Origin of the sequence: Saccharothrix sp. NRRL B-16348, assembly GCF_001280085.1 — a bacterium.
Lineage (GTDB): Bacteria > Actinomycetota > Actinomycetes > Mycobacteriales > Pseudonocardiaceae > Actinosynnema.
Window position 1 is genome coordinate 17,457 of record NZ_LGED01000236.1, and the last position, 18,103, is coordinate 35,559.

Below are 18,103 nucleotides of genomic sequence, written 5' to 3' on the forward strand. Positions count from 1 at the left end.
AGGAGGCGTCAGGTCCACCCGATCGGTGGAATTCGTGCCGCACGCTGTGCCGGTCATGACCGCCGTGGGCGGTTCGAGGTCTGTTGTCGGGAAGGGGCGCGCTCATGGCCGATCTGGCCTACGCGTTGCTGCTGGTCGGGGTGTTCCTGGTGCTGGCGCTGACGGTGCGCGGACTGGAGAAGCTGTGAACGGGACGGGAGTGGTGGCGAACGTCGTCGGTGGCGTCCTCGCCCTCGCGCTGATCGTGTACTTGTTCATCGCTCTGATCAGGCCGGAGAAGTTCTGATGCCACCGACTGTGGCCGGTCTGGTTCAGGTCGGTCTGTTGATTGCGGCACTGGCCGTGGTGCACCGTCCGCTCGGCGACTACATGGCCCGCGTCTACACGAGCACGACGCACCTCAAGGTCGAGCGGGCGGTTTACCGCACGGCACGGGTCGATCCCGACTCCGAACAGCGCTGGGGCACCTACGCGCTCGGCGTGCTCGGGTTCTCCTTCGTCGGCGTCGCTTTCCTTTACCTGTTGCAGCGGCTCCAGCCGTTGCTGCCGTTCGACTTCGGCAGGGGTTCGGTCGCGCCCGGCATGGCGTTCAACACCGCCGTCAGTTTCGTGACCAACACGAACTGGCAGTCCTACGTGCCGGAGACGGTGCTGGGGCACACGGTGCAGATGGTCGGCCTCACCGTGCAGAACTTCGTCTCCGCCGCGGTCGGCATGGCGGTGGCGGTCGCGTTGGTGCGCGGGTTCGTGCGGCACCGGACCGACCGGCTGGGCAACTTCTGGGTCGACCTGGTGCGCGGCGTCGTGCGCATCCTGCTGCCGCTCTCGTTCGTGTTCGCGATCGTGCTGGTCGCGCTCGGCGTGGTGATGAGCCTGAAGTCCGGCGTCACCGTGGACGGGCAGGAGGTGGCGATCGCGCCGGCCGCGAGCCAGGAGGCGATCAAGGAGCTGGGCACGAACGGCGGAGGCATCTTCAACGCCAACTCGGCGCACCCGTTCGAGAACCCGAACGCCTGGTCGAACCTGATCGAGATCTTCCTGCTGTTGGTGATCCCGGTGTCGTTGACCCGGACGTTCGGCACGCTCGTCGGCAACCGGAAGCAGGGCTACGTCCTGCTCGGCGTCATGGGCCTGATCTGGGCCGCCATGCTCACCGTGATCTGGACCGCCGAGGAGCACGGACTGCGTCCGCTGGAGGGCAAGGAACTCCGCTTCGGCGTCCCGGCCTCCGCGCTGTTCGCCAACTCCACCACCGGCACCTCCACGGGTGCGGTGAACTCGATGCACGACAGCTTCACCGGTCTCGGTGGTGGCGGCGCGATGCTGAACATGCTGTTCGGCGAGATGACGCCGGGAGGTGTCGGCACCGGCCTGTACAGCATCCTGGTCATGGCCGTGATCGCGATGTTCCTGGCCGGGTTGATGGTCGGTCGCACGCCGGAGTACCTGGGCAAGAAGCTGGGGCGCAAAGAGGTCACCGCCGCCGCGGTGTCCATCCTGGCGATGCCGACCGTGCTGCTCGTCGGCACTGGGATCGCGGCCATCCTGCCGAGCACACAAGGGGCGCTGAACAATCCCGGCTCGCACGGGCTGTCGGAGATCCTTTACGCCTATGCGTCGGCGTCGAACAACAACGGCAGCGCGTTCGCCGGCATCACGGTCACCAACGACTGGTTCCAGGCCTCGCTGGGCGTCTGCATGCTGCTCGGCCGGTTCATCCCGATCATCGCGGTGCTGGCGCTGGCAGGTTCCCTCGCCGCGCAGAAGAAGGTGCCGGAGACGGCGGGCACCCTGCCCACCACGGGTCCGTTGTTCGCGACCCTGCTGGCGGGCAGCATCGTGCTGGTCGCCGCGCTCACCTTCGTGCCCGCTCTCGCTCTCGGTCCCATCGCGGAGGCCCTGCTGTGACCACGACGACCGAACACCCGCAGCGGACTCCCGACGAGATCCGCGAACGTCACGCGGAGAACCTGGGCCACCAGGTCGGCGCGGGCGTGTTCAACCCACGGCAGATGATCACGTCCTTCCCGGACGCGCTGCGCAAGTTCCACCCGCGCCACCAGATGCGCAACCCGGTCATGTTCGTGGTCTGGGTCGGCTCGCTGCTGGTCACCGTCTTCGCGGTGAGCGACCCGAGTGCGTTCACCATCGCGGTGGCCGCGTGGCTGTGGGCGACCGTGCTGTTCGCGAACTTCGCCGAGGCGGTGGCCGAGGGCCGGGGCAAGGCGCAGGCCGACTCGTTGCGCAGGACGAAGAAGGACGCCGTCGCCCGCCGGCTCACCGAGGACGGTTCCGAGGAACGCGTTCCGGGCACCGAGTTGCGCATCGGCGACCTGGTCGTCGTCGAGGCGGGCGAGGTGATCCCGGGTGACGGTGACGTGGTCGAGGGCATCGCGACCGTCGACGAGTCCGCGATCACCGGCGAGTCGGCTCCGGTGATCCGGGAGTCCGGCGGTGACCGGTGCGCGGTGACCGGTGGCACCACCGTGCTGTCGGACCGGGTGGTCGTGAAGATCACCACCACGCCCGGTGAGTCGTTCGTGGACCGGATGATCGCTCTCGTCGAAGGCGCGGAGCGGCAGAAGACGCCGAACGAGATCGCGCTGACGATCCTGCTCTCCACGTTGACGATCATCTTCCTGCTCGCGGTCGTGGCGTTGCAGCCGTTCGCGATCTTCTCCGGTGGCGGGCAGTCGGTGATCGTGCTGACCGCGTTGCTGGTGTGCCTGATCCCGACCACGATCGGCGCGCTGCTGTCCGCGATCGGCATCGCCGGCATGGACCGGCTCGTGCAGCGCAACGTGCTGGCCACGTCCGGCAAGGCGGTCGAGGCGGCGGGTGACATCGACACGTTGCTGCTGGACAAGACGGGCACGATCACGTGGGGCAACCGTCGCGCGACCGAGTTCATCGCGGTGAACGGCGCCGACGAACGCGTGCTCGCCGAGGTCGTGCGGCTGTCCAGCCTGGCGGACGGAACTCCGGAGGGCCGCAGCATCGTCGAACTGTGCGTCGAGCGCTACGGCCTGTCGGCGGAGGCGAGCGAGCACGAGAAGACCGGCGAGTTCATCGCGTTCAGCGCGCAGACCCGGATGAGCGGCATCGACCTGGACGGCCGCCGCATCCGCAAGGGCGCGGCGAGCGGCTTCACCACGTCCGACGAGACCCATCGGATCGTCGACCGGATCAGCGAGGACGGAGGCACGCCGCTCGTCGTGGCGGAGAACGACGTCGTGCTCGGCGTGATCCGGCTGTCCGACGTGGTCAAGCCGGGCATGCGGCACCGCTTCGCCGAACTGCGCGCGATGGGCATCCGCACCGTGATGGTCACCGGCGACAACCCGTTGACGGCCAAGGCGATCGCCGACGAGGCCGGGGTGGACGACTTCCTGGCCGAGGCCAAGCCCGAGGACAAGATGGCCCTGATCCGCAAGGAGCAGGAGGGCGGCCGACTGGTCGCGATGACCGGTGACGGCACCAACGACGCTCCCGCGTTGGCCCAGTCCGACGTCGGCGTGGCCATGAACACCGGCACCTCGGCGGCCAAGGAAGCCGGGAACATGGTCGACCTCGACTCGGATCCGACGAAGTTGATCGAGATCGTGGAGATCGGCAAGCAGTTGCTGATCACCCGTGGCGCGTTGACGACGTTCAGCGTGGCCAACGACCTGGCGAAGTACTTCGCGATCCTGCCCGCCATGTTCGCCGCGATCCACCCGCAGCTGGACGAGCTGAACGTCATGAGGCTCGCGACACCGCAGTCGGCGATCCTCTCGGCGGTGATCTTCAACGCGGTGATCATCATCGTGCTGATCCCGTTGGCGCTGAGGGGTGTCCGCTACAAGCCGTCCAGCGCCTCCGCCCTGCTGCGGCGCAACCTGCTGGTCTACGGGCTGGGCGGCATCGTGACGCCGTTCGCCGGGATCTGGCTGATCGACCTCCTCGTCCGCCTCATCCCTGGAATCGGGTGACCGTGGTGAACAACTTCGTCAAGCAGGCGCTGGCCGGACTGCGCATCCTGCTGGTGCTCACGGTGATCACCGGGGTGCTCTACCCGGCGGCGGTGTGGGGTGTGTCCCGGTTGCCGGGTCTCCAGTCCAACGCCGAGGCCGTCGACACGACGCTGGTCGGTGTGGCCCGCGACGGCGACCAGTGGTTCCACACCCGGCCGTCGGCGGCGACGTTGCCCGCGTCGGGCGGCTCGAACAAGGGCGAGCGGAACGCGGACTACGACCAGGTCGTCGCCGAGCGGCGCACCGCGATCGCGCACCGCGAGGGCGTGTCGGAGGACCGGGTGCCGCAGGACGCCGTCACCGCCTCGGCCTCCGGCCTGGACCCGCACATCAGCCGGGAGTACGCCGAGTTGCAGGTACCCCGCGTGGCCCGGGCGACCGGCCGGTCCGCGCAGGCGGTGCACGACCTCGTCGCGGCGAGCGCCGGTGGCACGTTCACCGAGACGGTGAACGTCACCGAGCTCAACCGCGCTCTCGAGACCGCGCGCTGAGTGCTGCCGAATGGCTGAGACTGAGGGTGTGGACCCCAGACGCAGACGCGGTGAGCTGCGCATCTACCTCGGTGCCGCGCCCGGCGTCGGCAAGACCTTCGCCATGCTCGGCGAGGCTCACCGACGTCGGGAGCGCGGTACCGACGTCGCGGTCGGGTTCGTCGAGACGCACGGCCGGGTGAAGACCGCGGAACTGCTCCACGGCCTTGAGGTCGTGCCGCGCCGGCGGCTCGTCCACCGGGACGCCGACTTCACCGAGATGGACGTCGACGCCGTGCTCGCCCGCAGGCCCGAGGTGGCGGTGGTGGACGAGCTCGCGCACACCAACGTGCCCGGCTCCCGCAACGCGAAGCGGTGGCAGGACGTCGAAGAGCTGCTGGACGCGGGCATCGACGTGCTCTCCACGGTGAACGTGCAGCACCTCGAATCGCTCAACGACGTCGTGCAGCGCATCACCGGCGTCCAGCAGCGCGAGACCGTGCCGGACGAGGTGGTCCGACGCGCCGAGCAGATCGAACTGATCGACATCACGCCCGAGGCGCTGCGGCGCAGGCTCGCCCACGGCAACGTGTACGCGGCGCACAAGATCGACGCCGCGCTGGGCAACTACTTCCGGGTGGGCAACCTGACCGCGCTGCGCGAGCTGGCGCTGCTGTGGGTCGCCGACCAGGTCGACGTGGCCTTGCAGCAGTACCGCTCCGAGCAGGCCATCACCGAGACGTGGGAGACCCGCGAACGGGTGGTCGCGGCGATCACCGGCGGTCCGGAGAGCGAGACGTTGATCCGCCGTGCCCGGCGCATCGCGCTGCGTGCGGGCGCCGAACTGCTCGTCGTGCACGTCATGCGCGGTGACGGCCTGACCGGTGCCGCGCCCGAGGTGGTCGCCAAGTGCCGCCGGGTCGCCGAGGACCTGGGTGCCACGTTCCACTCCGTGGTGGGCGACGACGTGCCGACCGCGTTGCTGGAGTTCGCCCGCGGGGTGAACGCCACCCAGCTTGTGCTGGGCACGTCGCGGCGCTCACGGCTGGCGCGGGCGTTCGACGAGGGGATCGGGCAAGCGGTCGTCCAGGCCTCCGGGCCGATCGACGTGCACATGGTCACCCACGACGAGGCCCGTCGCGGTCTGCGCTGGCGGTTCGGTCGCAACGCGCTGACCAGGTCACGGCGGGTCACAGGGTGGGCGCTGGCGGTGCTGCTGCCCGCGGCGATCACAGGCCTGGGCGCGCTGTGGCGCGACGAGGTGTCCTACTCGACGGAGTTGGTGGCGTTCCTCCTCGCCACGTGCGTCGTCGCGCTGTCCGGCGGCTTGGGACCGGCGCTGTTCGCGGCGCTGCTCGGCGCCGGGCTGCTGAACTTCTTCTTCACCCAGCCCTACTACAGCCTCACCGTCGCCGGCCCGGAGAACGTGGTCACCCTGATCGCCATGGTGATCGTCGCGGTGATCGTCGCGCTGGTGGTGGACCGCGCGGCCCGGCTCGCGGAGCAGGGCGCGCGGGCCCGCACCGAGGCCGCGTTGCTCGCCTCCTACGCCCGCACAGTGCTGACCAGCCCGTACCCGCTGGTCCGGCTGCTGGAGAAGGTCCGGGAGAACTTCGGCCTGGAGTCGGTCGCGTTGCTGGAACGGCGCGAGGGGGAGTGGGAACGGGTCGCGTGCGTCGGCCCGCGCCCGTGCGACGACCCGGATGAGGCCGACGCCGACGTCCCGGTGACCGCGGACGTGCACCTGGCGTTGCGCGGCCGGACCCTGCCCGCCCGCGACCAGCGCGTCCTGGAGGCCGCCGCGGGGCAGGCGCTCATGGCGTTGCGCCAGCAGCGCATGGCGGCGGAGACCGCGGACGCCCAGCGACGCGCCGAGGCCACCGAACTGCGCACGGCGCTGCTGTCCGCGGTGGGCCACGACCTGCGCACGCCGTTGACGTCGATCAAGGCCGCGATCGGCAGCCTCCGCGACGCCGAACTGCGGCTGTCCGCGCAGGACACCGCGGAGCTGATGGCGACGGTGGAGGAATCGGCGGACCGGCTGACCGGGCTGGTCGACAACCTGCTCGACTCCTCGCGCCTGGCCACCGGCTCCGTGACGCCGCAGCTGCGCCCGGTGAGCTACTACGAGATCGTGGCCAGGGCGTTGTCGGGGATCGACGAGCGGCGCACGGTGTCGGTCGACGTGGACGAGCGCCTGCCCGAGGTGCCGGCCGACGTCGGGCTGCTGGAACGCGTCGTGGCCAACGTCATCGACAACGCCCTGCGGCACGGCAGGCTGAGGCCGCGACGTGCGGTCGACGTGGACGGCGACGGACGGATCGCCGACGAGGAACCCGAGGTCGCGGTGCGCGCCAGCACGCACGGCGACCGGGTGGAGCTGCGCGTCGTCGACCACGGGCCCGGCATCCCCAAGAACGCGCTGGACTCCGTGTTCACCCCGTTCCAGCGGCTCGGCGACCGTGACGCCACACCGGGTGTCGGGCTCGGTCTGAGCGTTGCCAAGGGCTTCACCGAGGCCATCGGCGGCACGATCACCGCCGAGGACACTCCGGGCGGCGGTCTCACCATCGTCATCTCCCTGCCGGTCCACCACAACGGCGAGGAGCACGAGGCATGACGACCGTGCTGGTGGTCGATGACGAACACCGGATCGTCCGTGCCCTGCGGATCAACCTGTCCGCGCGCGGGTACGAGGTGCTCACCGCCCACGACGGCCGAACCGCGCTGGAGTCGCCGCGGTGCGCAGAGCGACCGCGCAGGTGATCGAGGACCCGATCGTGACGTGTGTCCGCCTCGGCGTCTACGCCCGCATCACCGTGCCCACCCTGCTCCTCGGCGGTGACCGCGGCCCGGCACACCTGGCCGACCGGCTCGACGCCATCGCACACGTGATGCCGCACGCCGAACGGGTCGTGATGCGCAACCGGGACCACGGCGCTGACCTCAAAGCCCCGAAACACGTCGCCCGCATCATCGGGACGTTCGCCGACAACGTGCTGCACCACCCGAACAGCTAGCGTGGCCGGCCGCATCGAGGTCCGGGCGTTCAGTCGGTGTGCGGTTCTTCGGTCGGGAACAGGATCGGGCTGAGCAGGTAGCGCGCGCGGTCCGGTGCGGCTTCGTTGGCCAGGCGCGGCAGGATCGCCGTGCGCAGTTCGCCGATCAGGTCGAGGAGTTCGTCCGGGCTGAGCCAGACCGCGTGCTGCCGGAAGCCGACGAGGTCCGCCGTCGGGTCGGCGCCGTCCCGGTCGAGGTAGGCGTTGAACTCGGCGTGCAGGACGGCCATCGCGGCGGCGAACGCGCGTCGGTAGTCGTCGGGTGACGCCGACGCGGCCGTCTCGGCGTCGATCACCGCCCGGTCCTGGCGCAGTCGGTAGCGGCGTTCCACGGCGCCGCGCACCCGGCGTTCGTCGGCCACCTCCAGGACCCCGCCCGTGGCGAGCAGGTCGACGTGCCGGTAGACGGTCGCCTTCGAGACGTCCGGTATCAGGGCGCACAGTTCGGCGGTCGTGAGCGTGCGGCCGCCGCGCATCGCGTGCACGACGCGCAGCCGCACCGGGTGCGTGAGGAGTTCCGCCGAGTCCACCCCGTGACGATCTCACGTCTGCTACCTTTCGCAAAACTGAGAAAGGTAGGTGCACCGATGGTGCGGGGAACCGATCCGGAGGCGACCGGCGTCGCGGTTGTCGAGCTGGCGCGCGCCGGCCGCTTCGCGGAGATCGAGAAGCTGTTCGCCCCGCCGCTGCGGGCGTTGATCGACGCGGAGGCGGTGCGCGCCGCGTGGATGACGGGGATCGGTGCCGTGTCGGCCGTCGGTCAGCCGGTGAGCGAGTCGGCCGGGACGGGGCTGGTCCAGGTGACCGTTCCGGTCGAGGGCGAGCACGGGGCCCTCGCTGTGGTCATGGCGATCGACGACGTGGGCAGGCTGCACGGTCTGCAATTGGCCCCGGCGGTCACCGAGTCGTGGACACCGCCGCCCTACGCCGTCCTGGAAACGTTCGACGAGCACGACGTCACGATCGGTTCGGGTCCGCTTGCCGTGTCCGGCACGGTGAGCCTTCCCTGGGGTGACGGCCCATGGCCCGGCGTCGTGCTGCTCAGCGGTGGTGGCCCGTTCGACCGCGACGCGACCACCGGGCCCAACAAGCCGCTCAAGGACCTGGCCTGGGGGCTGGCGAGCCGTGGCGTCGCGGTGGTGCGCTTCGACAAGGTCACCCACACCCACGCCGCTCTCGTCGCGGACATGCCGGACTTCAGAATGACGGACGAGTACGTGCCGCACGCGGTCGCCGCCGTTCGCGCGCTCCGGCACCAGCCGACCGTGGACCCTGCACGCGTCTTCGTCCTCGGCCACAGCATGGGAGGCAAGGTCGCCCCGCGGGTCGCGACCGCCGAGCCGTCCGTCGCCGGACTGGTGATCCTGGCCGGCGACACGCAACCGATGCACCACGCCGCCATCCGCGTCATCCGCTACCTCGCCTCGCTCAACCCCGGTCCCGCCGGCGACGCCGCCGTCGAGACGATCACCCGGCAGGCCGCGGTGGTCGACAGCCCCGACCTGTCACCCGCCACACCGGTCGCAGCGCTGCCCTTCGGCCTGACCGGCGCGTACTGGCTCGACCTGCGCGGCTACGACCCGGTCTCTACCGCAGCGGCGCTGGACCGGCCGATGCTCATCCTCCAAGGTGGCCGCGACTACCAGGTGACCGTCGAGGACGACCTCGCCCGATGGCGGACGGGCCTCGCACACCGACCGGACGTCTCGATCCGCGTCCACGACGCCGACAACCACCTGTTCTTCCCTGGCACAGGCCCTTCGACGCCCGCCGACTACCAGGCGGCCCACCACGTCGACCCAGCCGTCATCGCGGACATCGCGGACTGGCTCACGCCCGACGGGAAGCCCTGTCCGTGATGACCACCGCAGCGGGTATCACTCCGGCTGCCAACGGGAGAATGCCTCCCGGACGTCGAGAGGCGAGTGGGCGAGCGCGTCGTGGTCGGGCTCGGCCGGGGTGACGTGGGGGAGGTGGACGATGACGTCGTAGGCGTCCAGCGGGTTCAGGTCGGAGTAGAACGTGCCGTAGCGCTGCCGGGTGACGGCCTGCACGGTGGCGGTGTCGGCCGGTGACAGTCGCCGCAGGTCGGTCGCGAAGGGTGCGTGGTGGCTGGCGGCCATGAGTCCGTCGAGGCTGTCCGGCCGAGGCGCTGACAGCTCCTGGAAGAACTCGCCGGCGTAGAAGTCGGCTCCTTCGCTGAGGGTCCAGCCGGTGCCCGTGGTCGTGCCGATGACGCGGTAGTCGGCGCCGAGCCGGTCGGCGAGGTGCACGCCCATCACCGTGGCCGGGGACATGCCGGGAAGGGCGGCGGGTTGGCGTTGGACGTGGGCGTCGTGAGCGGCGACGACGATCCGGCCTTCCCCGCCCAGGATCCAGTCGACCGTGTCGGCGATCGTGGCCTCACGGCTCATCATCATCCCGCGCTGGTCGCCGCGGATCAGGGAGCGGAACATCGAGTCGAGCGTGACCGCGATGCGCAGGCAGCGGAGCGCACGCTCGTAAGCGTCGACGGACGTCCCGGGAACGTAGTCGAAGCGCCGCGCCGTCATGCGTGCCGTGAGATCGGCAAGGCCCGCGGTCAGCGCGTCACGGTGTTCGGCGGCGAGGTTGCCGTACGCGACGACGGACGCGGGCGCGGAGAACGCGGACATCGCCGCGAAGGCCTCGGCGGTGTCCCGAATCACCGGATCGACCCGGAACCCGTCGTCGGCCTGCGCGAGGTAGGCGATCACGGCGTCCAGCGCGGGTAGCAGGGACGCGTTCGAGCCGCCCAGGTCAATGCCGTGGAACCCGACGGGATGCGCGGCCGTGCGATTGTGCTGCCGCATCCACTCCAGATGGGCGCCCATCTGCGTCCACAGCCCCATCAACGACGTGACACCGTTCGCCATGACGTGGCCGAGCCGGTCGTCGCCGCCACGGACCCAGCTGTCGGTCAGCCGCCCTTCGGCGAACCCCGTCTCCATCGCGTAGGCGCTGAACCCGTGCCGTTCGACCAGGTAGCGCAGCAGCCGGTGGCGGAGTTGGTAGGCCTCGCGGTTGTAGTGGGCGCTCTCGCCGATCGCCACCACCCGTGCGTCGCCGATCGCCTCGTCCAGCCATTCGAGGTCGTCCAGCGGCTGGGCCGGGTCCAGCGTGCGCAGCGGGATCACCGCCTCGTCACTGAGCCGGGCCGTCGTCGTGTTCGTGGTCATGTCCGAGCCCCCGAAGCCGATCGTTTCCAATTTTGGGAAAGGTACCAGATATGGGACAGTGGTGCGGTGGACACGCTCGAACTGCTCCTGCACCCGGTACGGCTGCGCATCACCTGGAGCATGTCCGGCGGACGCACGCGCACCACGTCCGAGCTGTGCGCCCACCTGCCCGACATCCCCAAGACCACCGTCTACCGGCACGTCGGCCTGCTGGTCGACGGCGGCCTGCTGGAGGTCGCCGACGAGCAGCGCGTGCGCGGCGCCGTGGAGCGCAGTTACCGACTGCGCCGGGACAAGACGGTCATCGACGCCGACGCGGCGGCGTCGATGACCCTCGACGACCACCGCCACGGGTTCGCCGCCGCCATGGCCGCCCTGCTCGCCGAGTTCAACGCCTACCTCGACCGCCCGGGAGCCGACCCCACCGCCGACTCCGTCGGCTACCGGCAGGGCACCCTGTGGCTCAGCCCCGACGAACACACCGAGATGATCGGCGCGCTGCGCGACGTCCTCAGGGCCAAGGCGGACAACGAACCCGCGCCCGAGCGCAGGCCACACCTGGTGAGCGCGATCTTCTTCCCGATCGAGGAACCACCACCGCACGGGCCCGACCACCGCCCGTGAGCCCTGAACGGACCGAACACCGCAGCCCGCAAGGAATCCACGGTGCTCGACGATCCGGCCCGCTTCACCTCAGGTCGCCCTCCGGCGGGCGTGGAACATCAGGCCGGCGCCGGCGAGCAACGTGAGCAGCCCGCCGAGCGCGAGCCAGGTCGCGTTCACTCCCGTCGAGGCAAGTTGGCCGGCGGGTTGTTGCCCCGCGGCGCCGCCGGGCGCGGGCGCGGTTGGGCCGCCCGGTTGCGGCGGGTCGGGGTCCGCCTGGTCCGGGCCCGGTTCGACGTACACCAGGCGTGGCCGGCTCTCTCCGGCGACGACGGGGAACTCCGGCCCACCCAGGGTGATCTTCCACGGTCCGACCACGCCGAGGGTGTGCAGTCCTGTCGGGATGTGGTGGAACTCGAACCTGCCGGAGGTGTCGGTCGTCGCACGGGCGAGGACCGCACCGGTGAACTGGTCTTTCAGGTAGACCTTCAGGTCCGGCACGGGCTGGCCCGGATGTGGCCCGGAACAACCGCACCACGGCCCGGGGGACACCGCTGTCCGTGGCAACGTCACCTGGCCGGAGACCTTCTCCGCGGTCGCTCCGGGGATCCGCGCGATCGTGCTCGCGGTGACGTGACCGTTGGTGTAGTGCTGTTCGCCGAACCCGCACTGGACCGTCAGATAGCCCTGACCGGCCATCCGCTGGTCGATCGGGATCCGCACGCCGAAGGCGCGGCCGGCGTTCGCGGGCACGGTGGCGCCCGGACCGTCGGGCGTCAGCTCCCCGAGTTCGAGTCGGGACCACACCGAGGTCGTGCACGACGCCGTGATGCCGGGGATCGGCGCCGCACCGCTGTTGGTGAGGGTCAGCGTCAGCAGGGCGGTGTCGTTCACCTGGTAGTTCCGCAGGTCGAACGCCGCCGAGGCGGTGAGCACCGGGTCGAGCAGGTGGGCGGCCCGGAACAAGAGGTCTGGGTCGTCCTCCCCGTCCACTTCGACGTTGGTCGACGGGAATGCCCAGTCCTGGGCGGCGAACGAGATCCGGTAGCCGCCTCGCGGCAAGTCGTGGAACGCGAAGCGCCCGGCCGTGTCGGTCACCGTGGCGTACGTGCCTTGCGACACATGACCCCCGATCACGGTGACCGTGAGGTTTGTGAACTCCTCGCCGGCGTCCTTGACCGTGTTGCCGTTGTAGTCGGCGTACACGGTTCCGTTGACGGTGCCCCGGACGTAGGTGATCGGGACGGTGGCCGTGGCCGTGTTGTCGGCCGGATCGGCGTCCGGCTCCTCGGACCGGGTCGTGACCTCGAGCGTCAGCAGGTCGATCCGGGAGTTCAGGCGCGCGCTGAGCACGCCCTCCACGGTCTGACCGGGCTCGATCGATACGCCGTAGCCGAATCCGTGCCAGTAGTTGCTGTCGACGGCGGCGGCCGAGATGACCTCGACATGGGTCGCGGTGGCGGTCCCCGTGTTGGTCACGCGGGCCTGCGCGCGGATGGTCTCGTCGGCGACGAAGGAGGGCTTGTCGAAGGTGACCGAGATCGTCAGGTCGACCGATCCCTCCGCCGGGTCGGCGGGCACCTCCGGGGCTGACGGCTCCCCGGGAACGGTGGGCTCGACCGTCGGCTTCGCGGTGCCCGGTTCGGTCTCGGTCGGTTGGGTTGCCGGGGGTTCCGTGGTGGTGGACCCGGTCGTGGTGGACTCGGTCGGAGCCGACGTGTCACCGAACGCCGGACCCACCGACGCCCCCGCCCAGACGACGACCGCCAGCAACAGCGCGCCAATGGATCGGTTTAATCGCGACATGGCATTTCTCCTCTCTGGTTGCATATCGCTGTGACGCGCCGTTCTTGACAGATCGGGCCGAAAACGTGACCGTTCCGAGTTGATGGCACGGAAATTCGGCACGGTTTCGCCACGATCGACCGCATTGTGGAACCCCGGGCCCTATCGGACGTCTATGGGCTGCCCGACCCTGCCGGTGATCTTGGAATGGTCCGCGTGTCACGGAGGATTGCCGATCGGTAAGCCAAGGATTCCGGAACCGGAGCGCCCGGTGAGCGCGAGACCCCGCCAGAAGCGGTCGAGTGCCGCTGCCGGTCGCCGGCGGTCCACGAACCGGGTGGCTATGCGGGCTCCGTGATCGGCCGTTGTGGGGTGACTGCCGGTGAGGCCTCGTTGTCCGTGGTCATCAGTGCGGCGGCCAGCTTGGCTGCTTCGGCGCAGTCGCGGCCACGCACCTGGATCACTGTGTCTGTGTAGGCCGGGTCCGTCTCGCCGGAGCCTCGTGCCCGCCAGCCGTATTCGCAGTCCTCGCCGGTTGTGTAGATCCGCACGTCGCGGCCGTTCAGGACGTCCGGGCGCTCGTTGGGGATCGAGCCGAACCTGGTGTGGACGACCCGAGCCGAGAAACGGGTTCGCCAACCACCGTCGACGGCCTCCCGGGCCTGGCACAGTCCGAGCCCCGTGGCGGTCGTGGTGCCGAACCGCAGCTCCAGGCCGTCGGTCACGTCGACTGCCGCGTCACGGCCGGCCCGGCGCAGCAGGTCGCAGGAGTCTTGGCGTGGTGCGGATGCGGTCAGCTCGTCCGGCTCGGCCAGCAGGCCCGCCGCCGCGGCGGCCGCGTCGGCAGCCACGCGGCACAGTGTGTTTTCCTGCCCCGCCTTGGTCGTGTCGGCTGTGAAGGCGATGCCGAGATCGGCGCCGGTGAACAGGGTTGTCGAGCAGTACCGGTCACCTGAAGCCCGGACCGCCCGCACTCCGGCCACCGGAGCGGCAGCACGGGGTGTTACCGGATCGAGCCACACGCCGACCGTCACGGTCAGCACCGGATCGTCGCCGCTCCGGCAGGCGAAAGGCCCGCTCCGCACGGTGGTCCGGGCGTCCGCCAGCAGCGCGCACGGGTCCAGCGCTCGCAGCGCCGCGACCACCGCGTCGAAGTCGCGGTCCCCGGACGTCGTCGGCGTGGGCTTGGCGGGGCTGGTGCATCCACTGAGGAGTGTCGCGATCAGCGCGAGAGCAAGGACACGCATCGGTGAATGGTAGACACCCGTACCGATGAGAACGGGCGTTTCGATCGGCTTGGTACCGGCACGACCTGGAGTACGGGCTTGTGGCAACGCTGGTACTGAGCGGCCCCGGATGTTCGGGCACTTGCTGTTGTCGTCCAGTGTGTCGAGGGTGCTATTCCGCCGGGTGCCCATGGACCAACGGATGAGGGGTCAATACCGACTGCGGCAACGAACGCACCTCGGTAACCGGGCCGACCCGACCGGCTTTCGGGCAGAGGACGAAGGCCGGTCGGGTCGTCTGATAGGGAGACGTGCCGGCGATCAGGTCAGGATCAACGACAGGCCGTAGGCGGACAGGATCGGGTTGACCTCCTGGTAGTACGTGGTTCCACCGGTCGAGCAGTTCCCCGAGCCGCCCGAGGTCACGCCTTGGGCCTGGTTCGAGCTGAGCGACGAGCCGCCGGAGTCGCCGGGCTGGGCGCAGACGTTCGTGCGGGTCAGGTTGTAGACGACGCCCTGGGGGTAGTTCACGGTCTGGTTGCGGGCCTGGATGTAGTTGCACCACATGCCGGTGGTCGAGCCCGAGCGGCACACGCCGGAGCCCACCGGGACCTGCGCGGAACCGCGCACGTAGTACCAATAGCCGTTGTAGCCCTCCATGTAGCCCCACAGGTTCACGCCCGCGACGGTCTGCACCCACGCGTAGTCGTAGTAGGGGAACGTGGACCCGGCGAAGTAGCCGTAGAGCGCGCCGTACTGGTCGGTGGCCTCAGAGCCGGGGTGCCGCAGTGGCCGGCGGTCACGAATCCGCCGTACACGGCGAAGCCGATGGAGCGTGACCTTGTGCCGGTTGACGGTGACGACGACCGTGTTGGTCTGCACGTCGACGTACCAGCCGTTCACTCCGGCGGGCGCGGCCTTGCCGGCCTGCCGGTCGAGGGCGGTCTTGGTGGCGTCGAGCTGTGCGCGACGGGCACGACGGTCACGTCGAGACCGGTCTTGTCGGCAGCGGCGTCACCGGCCACCGCGACGGAGAGCTTGCCGGTCGCGGGGTCGAACCAGCTGCCCGCGTAGGCGGAGCCGTAGAGCTTGCGGGCGACCACCTCGGCGCCACGGGCCCTTTCCTCTTGGGCCAGACGTGTTTGCACGCCCTCGGCGGTGAGGCCGAAGTCGCGCTTCATCGCCTCGGCCATTCCGAGGGAGACGCGCGGTGCGGAGGTGGGGGACGTGGTCGCCACGCCGCCGGGCGCGGCGACCGCGGGCAGGGACGGAATGGCGAGACCGATCGCGAGGACGACCGCGCCGGCTAATCGGACGGTACGTGAATAAGTCACTTGGGCAGCCCCTTCAGGCGAGGGTGCGAGGAAGCGCCGGTCGGTCGCCCGAGATATGCGAGCGGAACTCAGGAACCGACCGGCAACGCCGTTTGCGAACCCGGCGGATTCGGGACGATACTTTCCCCGTTCGGCACGCTCGTACCGCCGAGTCGGTGACACGACTCGGCGCATCGGGCAGCTTCGGACTGAAGTGCGCTACACCACTGGGCGATTCTGGTGTACTTCCGCGCTCGGAGTCAGAGCCATCCGGCGAAAGGCCTTTTAGTTCTTTGCAGGAAACCTGTACGTGTCTGCTTTCGCGTCTTGGTCCGCCGGATCCATCCTCGACATGGCGGCGGGTGTCGAGGACCGCAGCGGCACGGTGGCGACCGCGCTCGGCTACGCCGACGCGGGTGGCATCCGCGTCTTCACCGGCACGTTGCAGGGGGTCCTGACCACCGAGCGGCGCGGCGACGGCGGCTCGGGTGCGACTCCATCTGTCGTGCAGGCCGGCAGCGAACTGACGTTCGCCGGGATGCGGGCAAGGTCGTGGTCTGGCCCGACGCCGAATCGGACGGGGCGCAAGGAGGTTTCCTGGTCGTCGACCCGACGTGGAATCACGGAAATTAGACGAATCCGTGTCGGGTGGACAGAGATCTTCTTTACGGGTGGCGGGCCGCCGGGCGGGCGAGTGCTCGTAACAACCGGACCGCGACGTAACTCGACGCTGTTCCGGATGAAACAGAACGGATATGATCTGCGGTTGAACTTGTCCGTGTCATCAACGGACTCCGGGAGGCGACCGTGCCCGAGGTGCTGTTTCGCGTGCGGTGGCCGGACGATTCGGTCCACCGGTGTTATTCCCCCTCGACCGTCATCGAGGAGTATTTCCGGGTGGGCGGCTCCTCCGCGTTGACGGAGTTCGTCGCGCTGAGCAGGAAGGCGCTGACCGAGGCATCGGAACGGGTGCGCGCCGGCCACGGGTTCGGGTGCGCCCGGGCGGAGGCGCAGCTCGCCGGCATCGAGCTGAAGGCGGCGGGGTCCGCCGACCAGCAGGCGGACATCGTGGTCGAGGGGTACGAGCGATGACCACCGACCTGGACGGCGTTCACCGCACGGTGGTGGTCGTGGGTGGCGGCCAGGCCGGGCTGTCCACGAGCTACTGCCTGCACCAGGCGGGCATCGACCACGTCGTGCTGGAGCGGGATCGCCCCGGTGGCGAGTGGCGCGACCGGCGTTGGGACTCCTTCTGCCTCGTGACGCCGAACTGGCAGTGCCGGCTGCCCGGGTTTCCCTACCGCGGGCCGGATCCCGACGGGTTCATGGTCCGCGACGAGATCGTCCGCTACCTCGAGGACTACGCCCGGTCCTTCGACTGCCCGCTCGTCGAAGGGGTGACGGCGATCCGGTTGCGGCGCGCCGAGGGGGGCGGGTTCCGCGTGTCCACGACGCACGGCGAGCTGACCGCCGACCACGTCGTGCTCGCCACCGGCCCGTACCAGGTGCCGGTCCGGCCGAGGGTCGCCGAACGGGTGCCCACGGACGTGGTGCAGCTGCACTCCTCCGAGTACCGCAACGCCGGTGCGCTGCCGCCGGGTGAGGTGCTGGTCGTCGGCACGGGGCAGTCCGGCTGCCAGATCGCCGAGGACCTGCACCTGGCCGGTCGGCGGGTGCACCTGGCGGTGGGCGGCGCGCCGCGGGTCGCGCGGTTCTACCGGGGCCGCGACGTGGTGGCGTGGCTGGACGACATGGGTTACTACCGGCGCGGCATCGACGAGTTCGAGGACGCCGAGGCGGTGCGGTTGCGGGCCAACCACTACGTCACGGGTCGCGACGGTGGCAGGGACATCGACCTGCGGGCGTTCGCCCGTGACGGGATGCGGTTGTACGGCAGGCTCACCGAGATCCGCGACGGCCTCGCCCGGTTCGCGCCGGACCTGCGCGAGAACCTCGACAACGCCGACGCGGTGTCGGAGGGGATCAAGGACTCGATCGACCGCCACATCCTCGCCCACGGCGTCGACGCGCCCGAGGAAGCCAGGTACGTGCCCGTGTGGGCGCCGGACACCGAACCGTCCGAACTGGACCTCTCGCGGATCGCGGCGGTGGTGTGGTGCACGGGTTTCGGCCGCGACCACCGCTGGATCGACGTCCCGGTCTTCGACGGGCGGGGCTACCCGACGCACGAGCGCGGCGTCACCAGCCGGCCCGGTCTCTACTTCATCGGCCTGCCGTGGCAGCACACCTGGGGCTCAGGCCGGTTCTGCGGTGTGGCCGACGACGCCGAGCACCTGGCGACCCACATCGCCTGGGCACGCGGCGCCGAGACCACGAGCGACGTGCCGTGGATCGCGGGCACGCCCGAGAGCACCTTCCCCAGCGACGAGTACTGGACAGCCACGCGCACCGTGGCGTAGGTCCCGAACCGACGGAA

The 18,103-nt window shown here is 70.0% G+C and carries 16 protein-coding genes and 1 pseudogene; 12 read left to right on the forward strand and 5 right to left on the reverse strand.

The annotated features are described in order from the left end of the window. Positions 1 to 184 precede the first annotated feature (184 nt). From kdpF to ADK67_RS37120, 7 genes and pseudogenes are all read left to right on the forward strand, one after another. Positions 185 to 286, forward strand: coding sequence for a K(+)-transporting ATPase subunit F (gene kdpF / locus ADK67_RS37095; RefSeq protein WP_053721243.1), 102 nt, complete (start codon positions 185 to 187; stop codon positions 284 to 286). Continuing rightward, the gene (kdpA, locus tag ADK67_RS37100; RefSeq protein WP_053721244.1) at positions 286 to 1,908 is read left to right on the forward strand and encodes a potassium-transporting ATPase subunit KdpA; all 1,623 of its coding nucleotides are present in this window, start codon (positions 286 to 288) and stop codon (positions 1,906 to 1,908) included. Before kdpF ends, kdpA begins: the two co-directional genes overlap by 1 nt. Next, positions 1,905 to 3,971 carry a potassium-transporting ATPase subunit KdpB gene (gene kdpB, locus ADK67_RS37105; protein ID WP_053721245.1) on the forward strand — a complete coding sequence of 689 codons (2,067 nt, stop codon included), beginning with the start codon at positions 1,905 to 1,907 and terminating at the stop codon, positions 3,969 to 3,971. The genes kdpA and kdpB overlap by 4 nt, the downstream gene beginning before the upstream one ends. Positions 3,972 to 3,976: 5 nt before the next feature. Beyond that, a complete protein-coding gene (locus ADK67_RS37110) occupies positions 3,977 to 4,504 on the forward strand; it encodes a potassium-transporting ATPase subunit C (protein WP_157621270.1) in 528 nt (175 codons plus the stop codon). Between the two features lie 10 nt (positions 4,505 to 4,514). Beyond that, positions 4,515 to 7,103: a sensor histidine kinase gene (locus ADK67_RS37115; RefSeq protein ID WP_053721246.1), complete on the forward strand. Its 2,589-nt coding sequence runs from the start codon at positions 4,515 to 4,517 to the stop codon at positions 7,101 to 7,103. Continuing rightward, positions 7,100 to 7,219 (forward strand): annotated as a pseudogene (locus tag ADK67_RS51605) (DNA-binding response regulator); the annotation flags it as partial. The gene ADK67_RS37115 and the pseudogene ADK67_RS51605, both read left to right, overlap by 4 nt. A 5-nt stretch (positions 7,220 to 7,224) precedes the next feature. Then, positions 7,225 to 7,503: an alpha/beta fold hydrolase gene (locus tag ADK67_RS37120; RefSeq protein WP_157621273.1), complete on the forward strand. Its 279-nt coding sequence runs from the start codon at positions 7,225 to 7,227 to the stop codon at positions 7,501 to 7,503. Between the two features lie 29 nt (positions 7,504 to 7,532). Here the strand turns inward: ADK67_RS37120 and ADK67_RS37125 are convergent, their stop codons facing one another. Beyond that, positions 7,533 to 8,072 carry a helix-turn-helix domain-containing protein gene (locus ADK67_RS37125; RefSeq protein WP_053721248.1) on the reverse strand — a complete coding sequence of 180 codons (540 nt, stop codon included), beginning with the start codon at positions 8,070 to 8,072 and terminating at the stop codon, positions 7,533 to 7,535. Positions 8,073 to 8,129: 57 nt separating this feature from the next. Here ADK67_RS37125 and ADK67_RS37130 point away from each other — a divergent pair, with 57 nt between their 5' ends. Next, the gene (locus ADK67_RS37130; RefSeq protein WP_053721249.1) at positions 8,130 to 9,401 is read left to right on the forward strand and encodes an alpha/beta hydrolase family protein; all 1,272 of its coding nucleotides are present in this window, start codon (positions 8,130 to 8,132) and stop codon (positions 9,399 to 9,401) included. 18 nt (positions 9,402 to 9,419) lie between these two features. Here ADK67_RS37130 and ADK67_RS37135 read toward each other — a convergent pair whose 3' ends face one another. Next, on the reverse strand, positions 9,420 to 10,739 hold the full coding sequence (locus ADK67_RS37135) for an erythromycin esterase family protein (protein ID WP_053721250.1): 1,320 nt from the start codon (positions 10,737 to 10,739) through the stop codon (positions 9,420 to 9,422). A 66-nt stretch (positions 10,740 to 10,805) separates the two neighbouring features. On the opposite strand from ADK67_RS37135, the gene ADK67_RS37140 reads away from it, so the two are divergent. Continuing rightward, positions 10,806 to 11,363, forward strand: coding sequence for a helix-turn-helix domain-containing protein (locus tag ADK67_RS37140; RefSeq protein WP_053721251.1), 558 nt, complete (start codon positions 10,806 to 10,808; stop codon positions 11,361 to 11,363). A 69-nt stretch (positions 11,364 to 11,432) separates the two neighbouring features. Here the strand turns inward: ADK67_RS37140 and ADK67_RS37145 are convergent, their stop codons facing one another. The 3 genes from ADK67_RS37145 to ADK67_RS55160 form a co-directional block, all read right to left on the reverse strand. Next, positions 11,433 to 13,250 (reverse strand): SdrD B-like domain-containing protein, encoded by a 1,818-nt coding sequence (locus ADK67_RS37145; RefSeq protein ID WP_157621275.1) that lies wholly within the window; start codon positions 13,248 to 13,250, stop codon positions 11,433 to 11,435. 218 nt (positions 13,251 to 13,468) lie between these two features. Beyond that, complete coding sequence (locus tag ADK67_RS37150; RefSeq protein WP_157621277.1) at positions 13,469 to 14,545, reverse strand: hypothetical protein; 1,077 nt, start codon at positions 14,543 to 14,545, stop codon at positions 13,469 to 13,471. A 129-nt stretch (positions 14,546 to 14,674) separates the two neighbouring features. Next, on the reverse strand, positions 14,675 to 15,013 hold the full coding sequence (locus ADK67_RS55160; RefSeq protein ID WP_331459360.1) for a S1 family peptidase: 339 nt from the start codon (positions 15,011 to 15,013) through the stop codon (positions 14,675 to 14,677). Positions 15,014 to 16,018: 1,005 nt separating this feature from the next. On the opposite strand from ADK67_RS55160, the gene ADK67_RS55165 reads away from it, so the two are divergent. Genes ADK67_RS55165 through ADK67_RS37170 form a run of 3 tightly spaced genes read left to right on the forward strand, consistent with a single transcriptional unit; the run spans position 16,019 to position 18,086 of the window. Next, the gene (locus tag ADK67_RS55165) at positions 16,019 to 16,585 is read left to right on the forward strand and encodes a hypothetical protein (protein WP_331459362.1); all 567 of its coding nucleotides are present in this window, start codon (positions 16,019 to 16,021) and stop codon (positions 16,583 to 16,585) included. Then, on the forward strand, positions 16,483 to 16,758 hold the full coding sequence (locus tag ADK67_RS37165; protein ID WP_269436122.1) for an MSMEG_0570 family nitrogen starvation response protein: 276 nt from the start codon (positions 16,483 to 16,485) through the stop codon (positions 16,756 to 16,758). Before ADK67_RS55165 ends, ADK67_RS37165 begins: the two co-directional genes overlap by 103 nt. Further along, on the forward strand, positions 16,755 to 18,086 hold the full coding sequence (locus ADK67_RS37170) for an MSMEG_0569 family flavin-dependent oxidoreductase (protein ID WP_231648539.1): 1,332 nt from the start codon (positions 16,755 to 16,757) through the stop codon (positions 18,084 to 18,086). The genes ADK67_RS37165 and ADK67_RS37170 overlap by 4 nt, the downstream gene beginning before the upstream one ends. Positions 18,087 to 18,103: the final 17 nt, after the last annotated feature.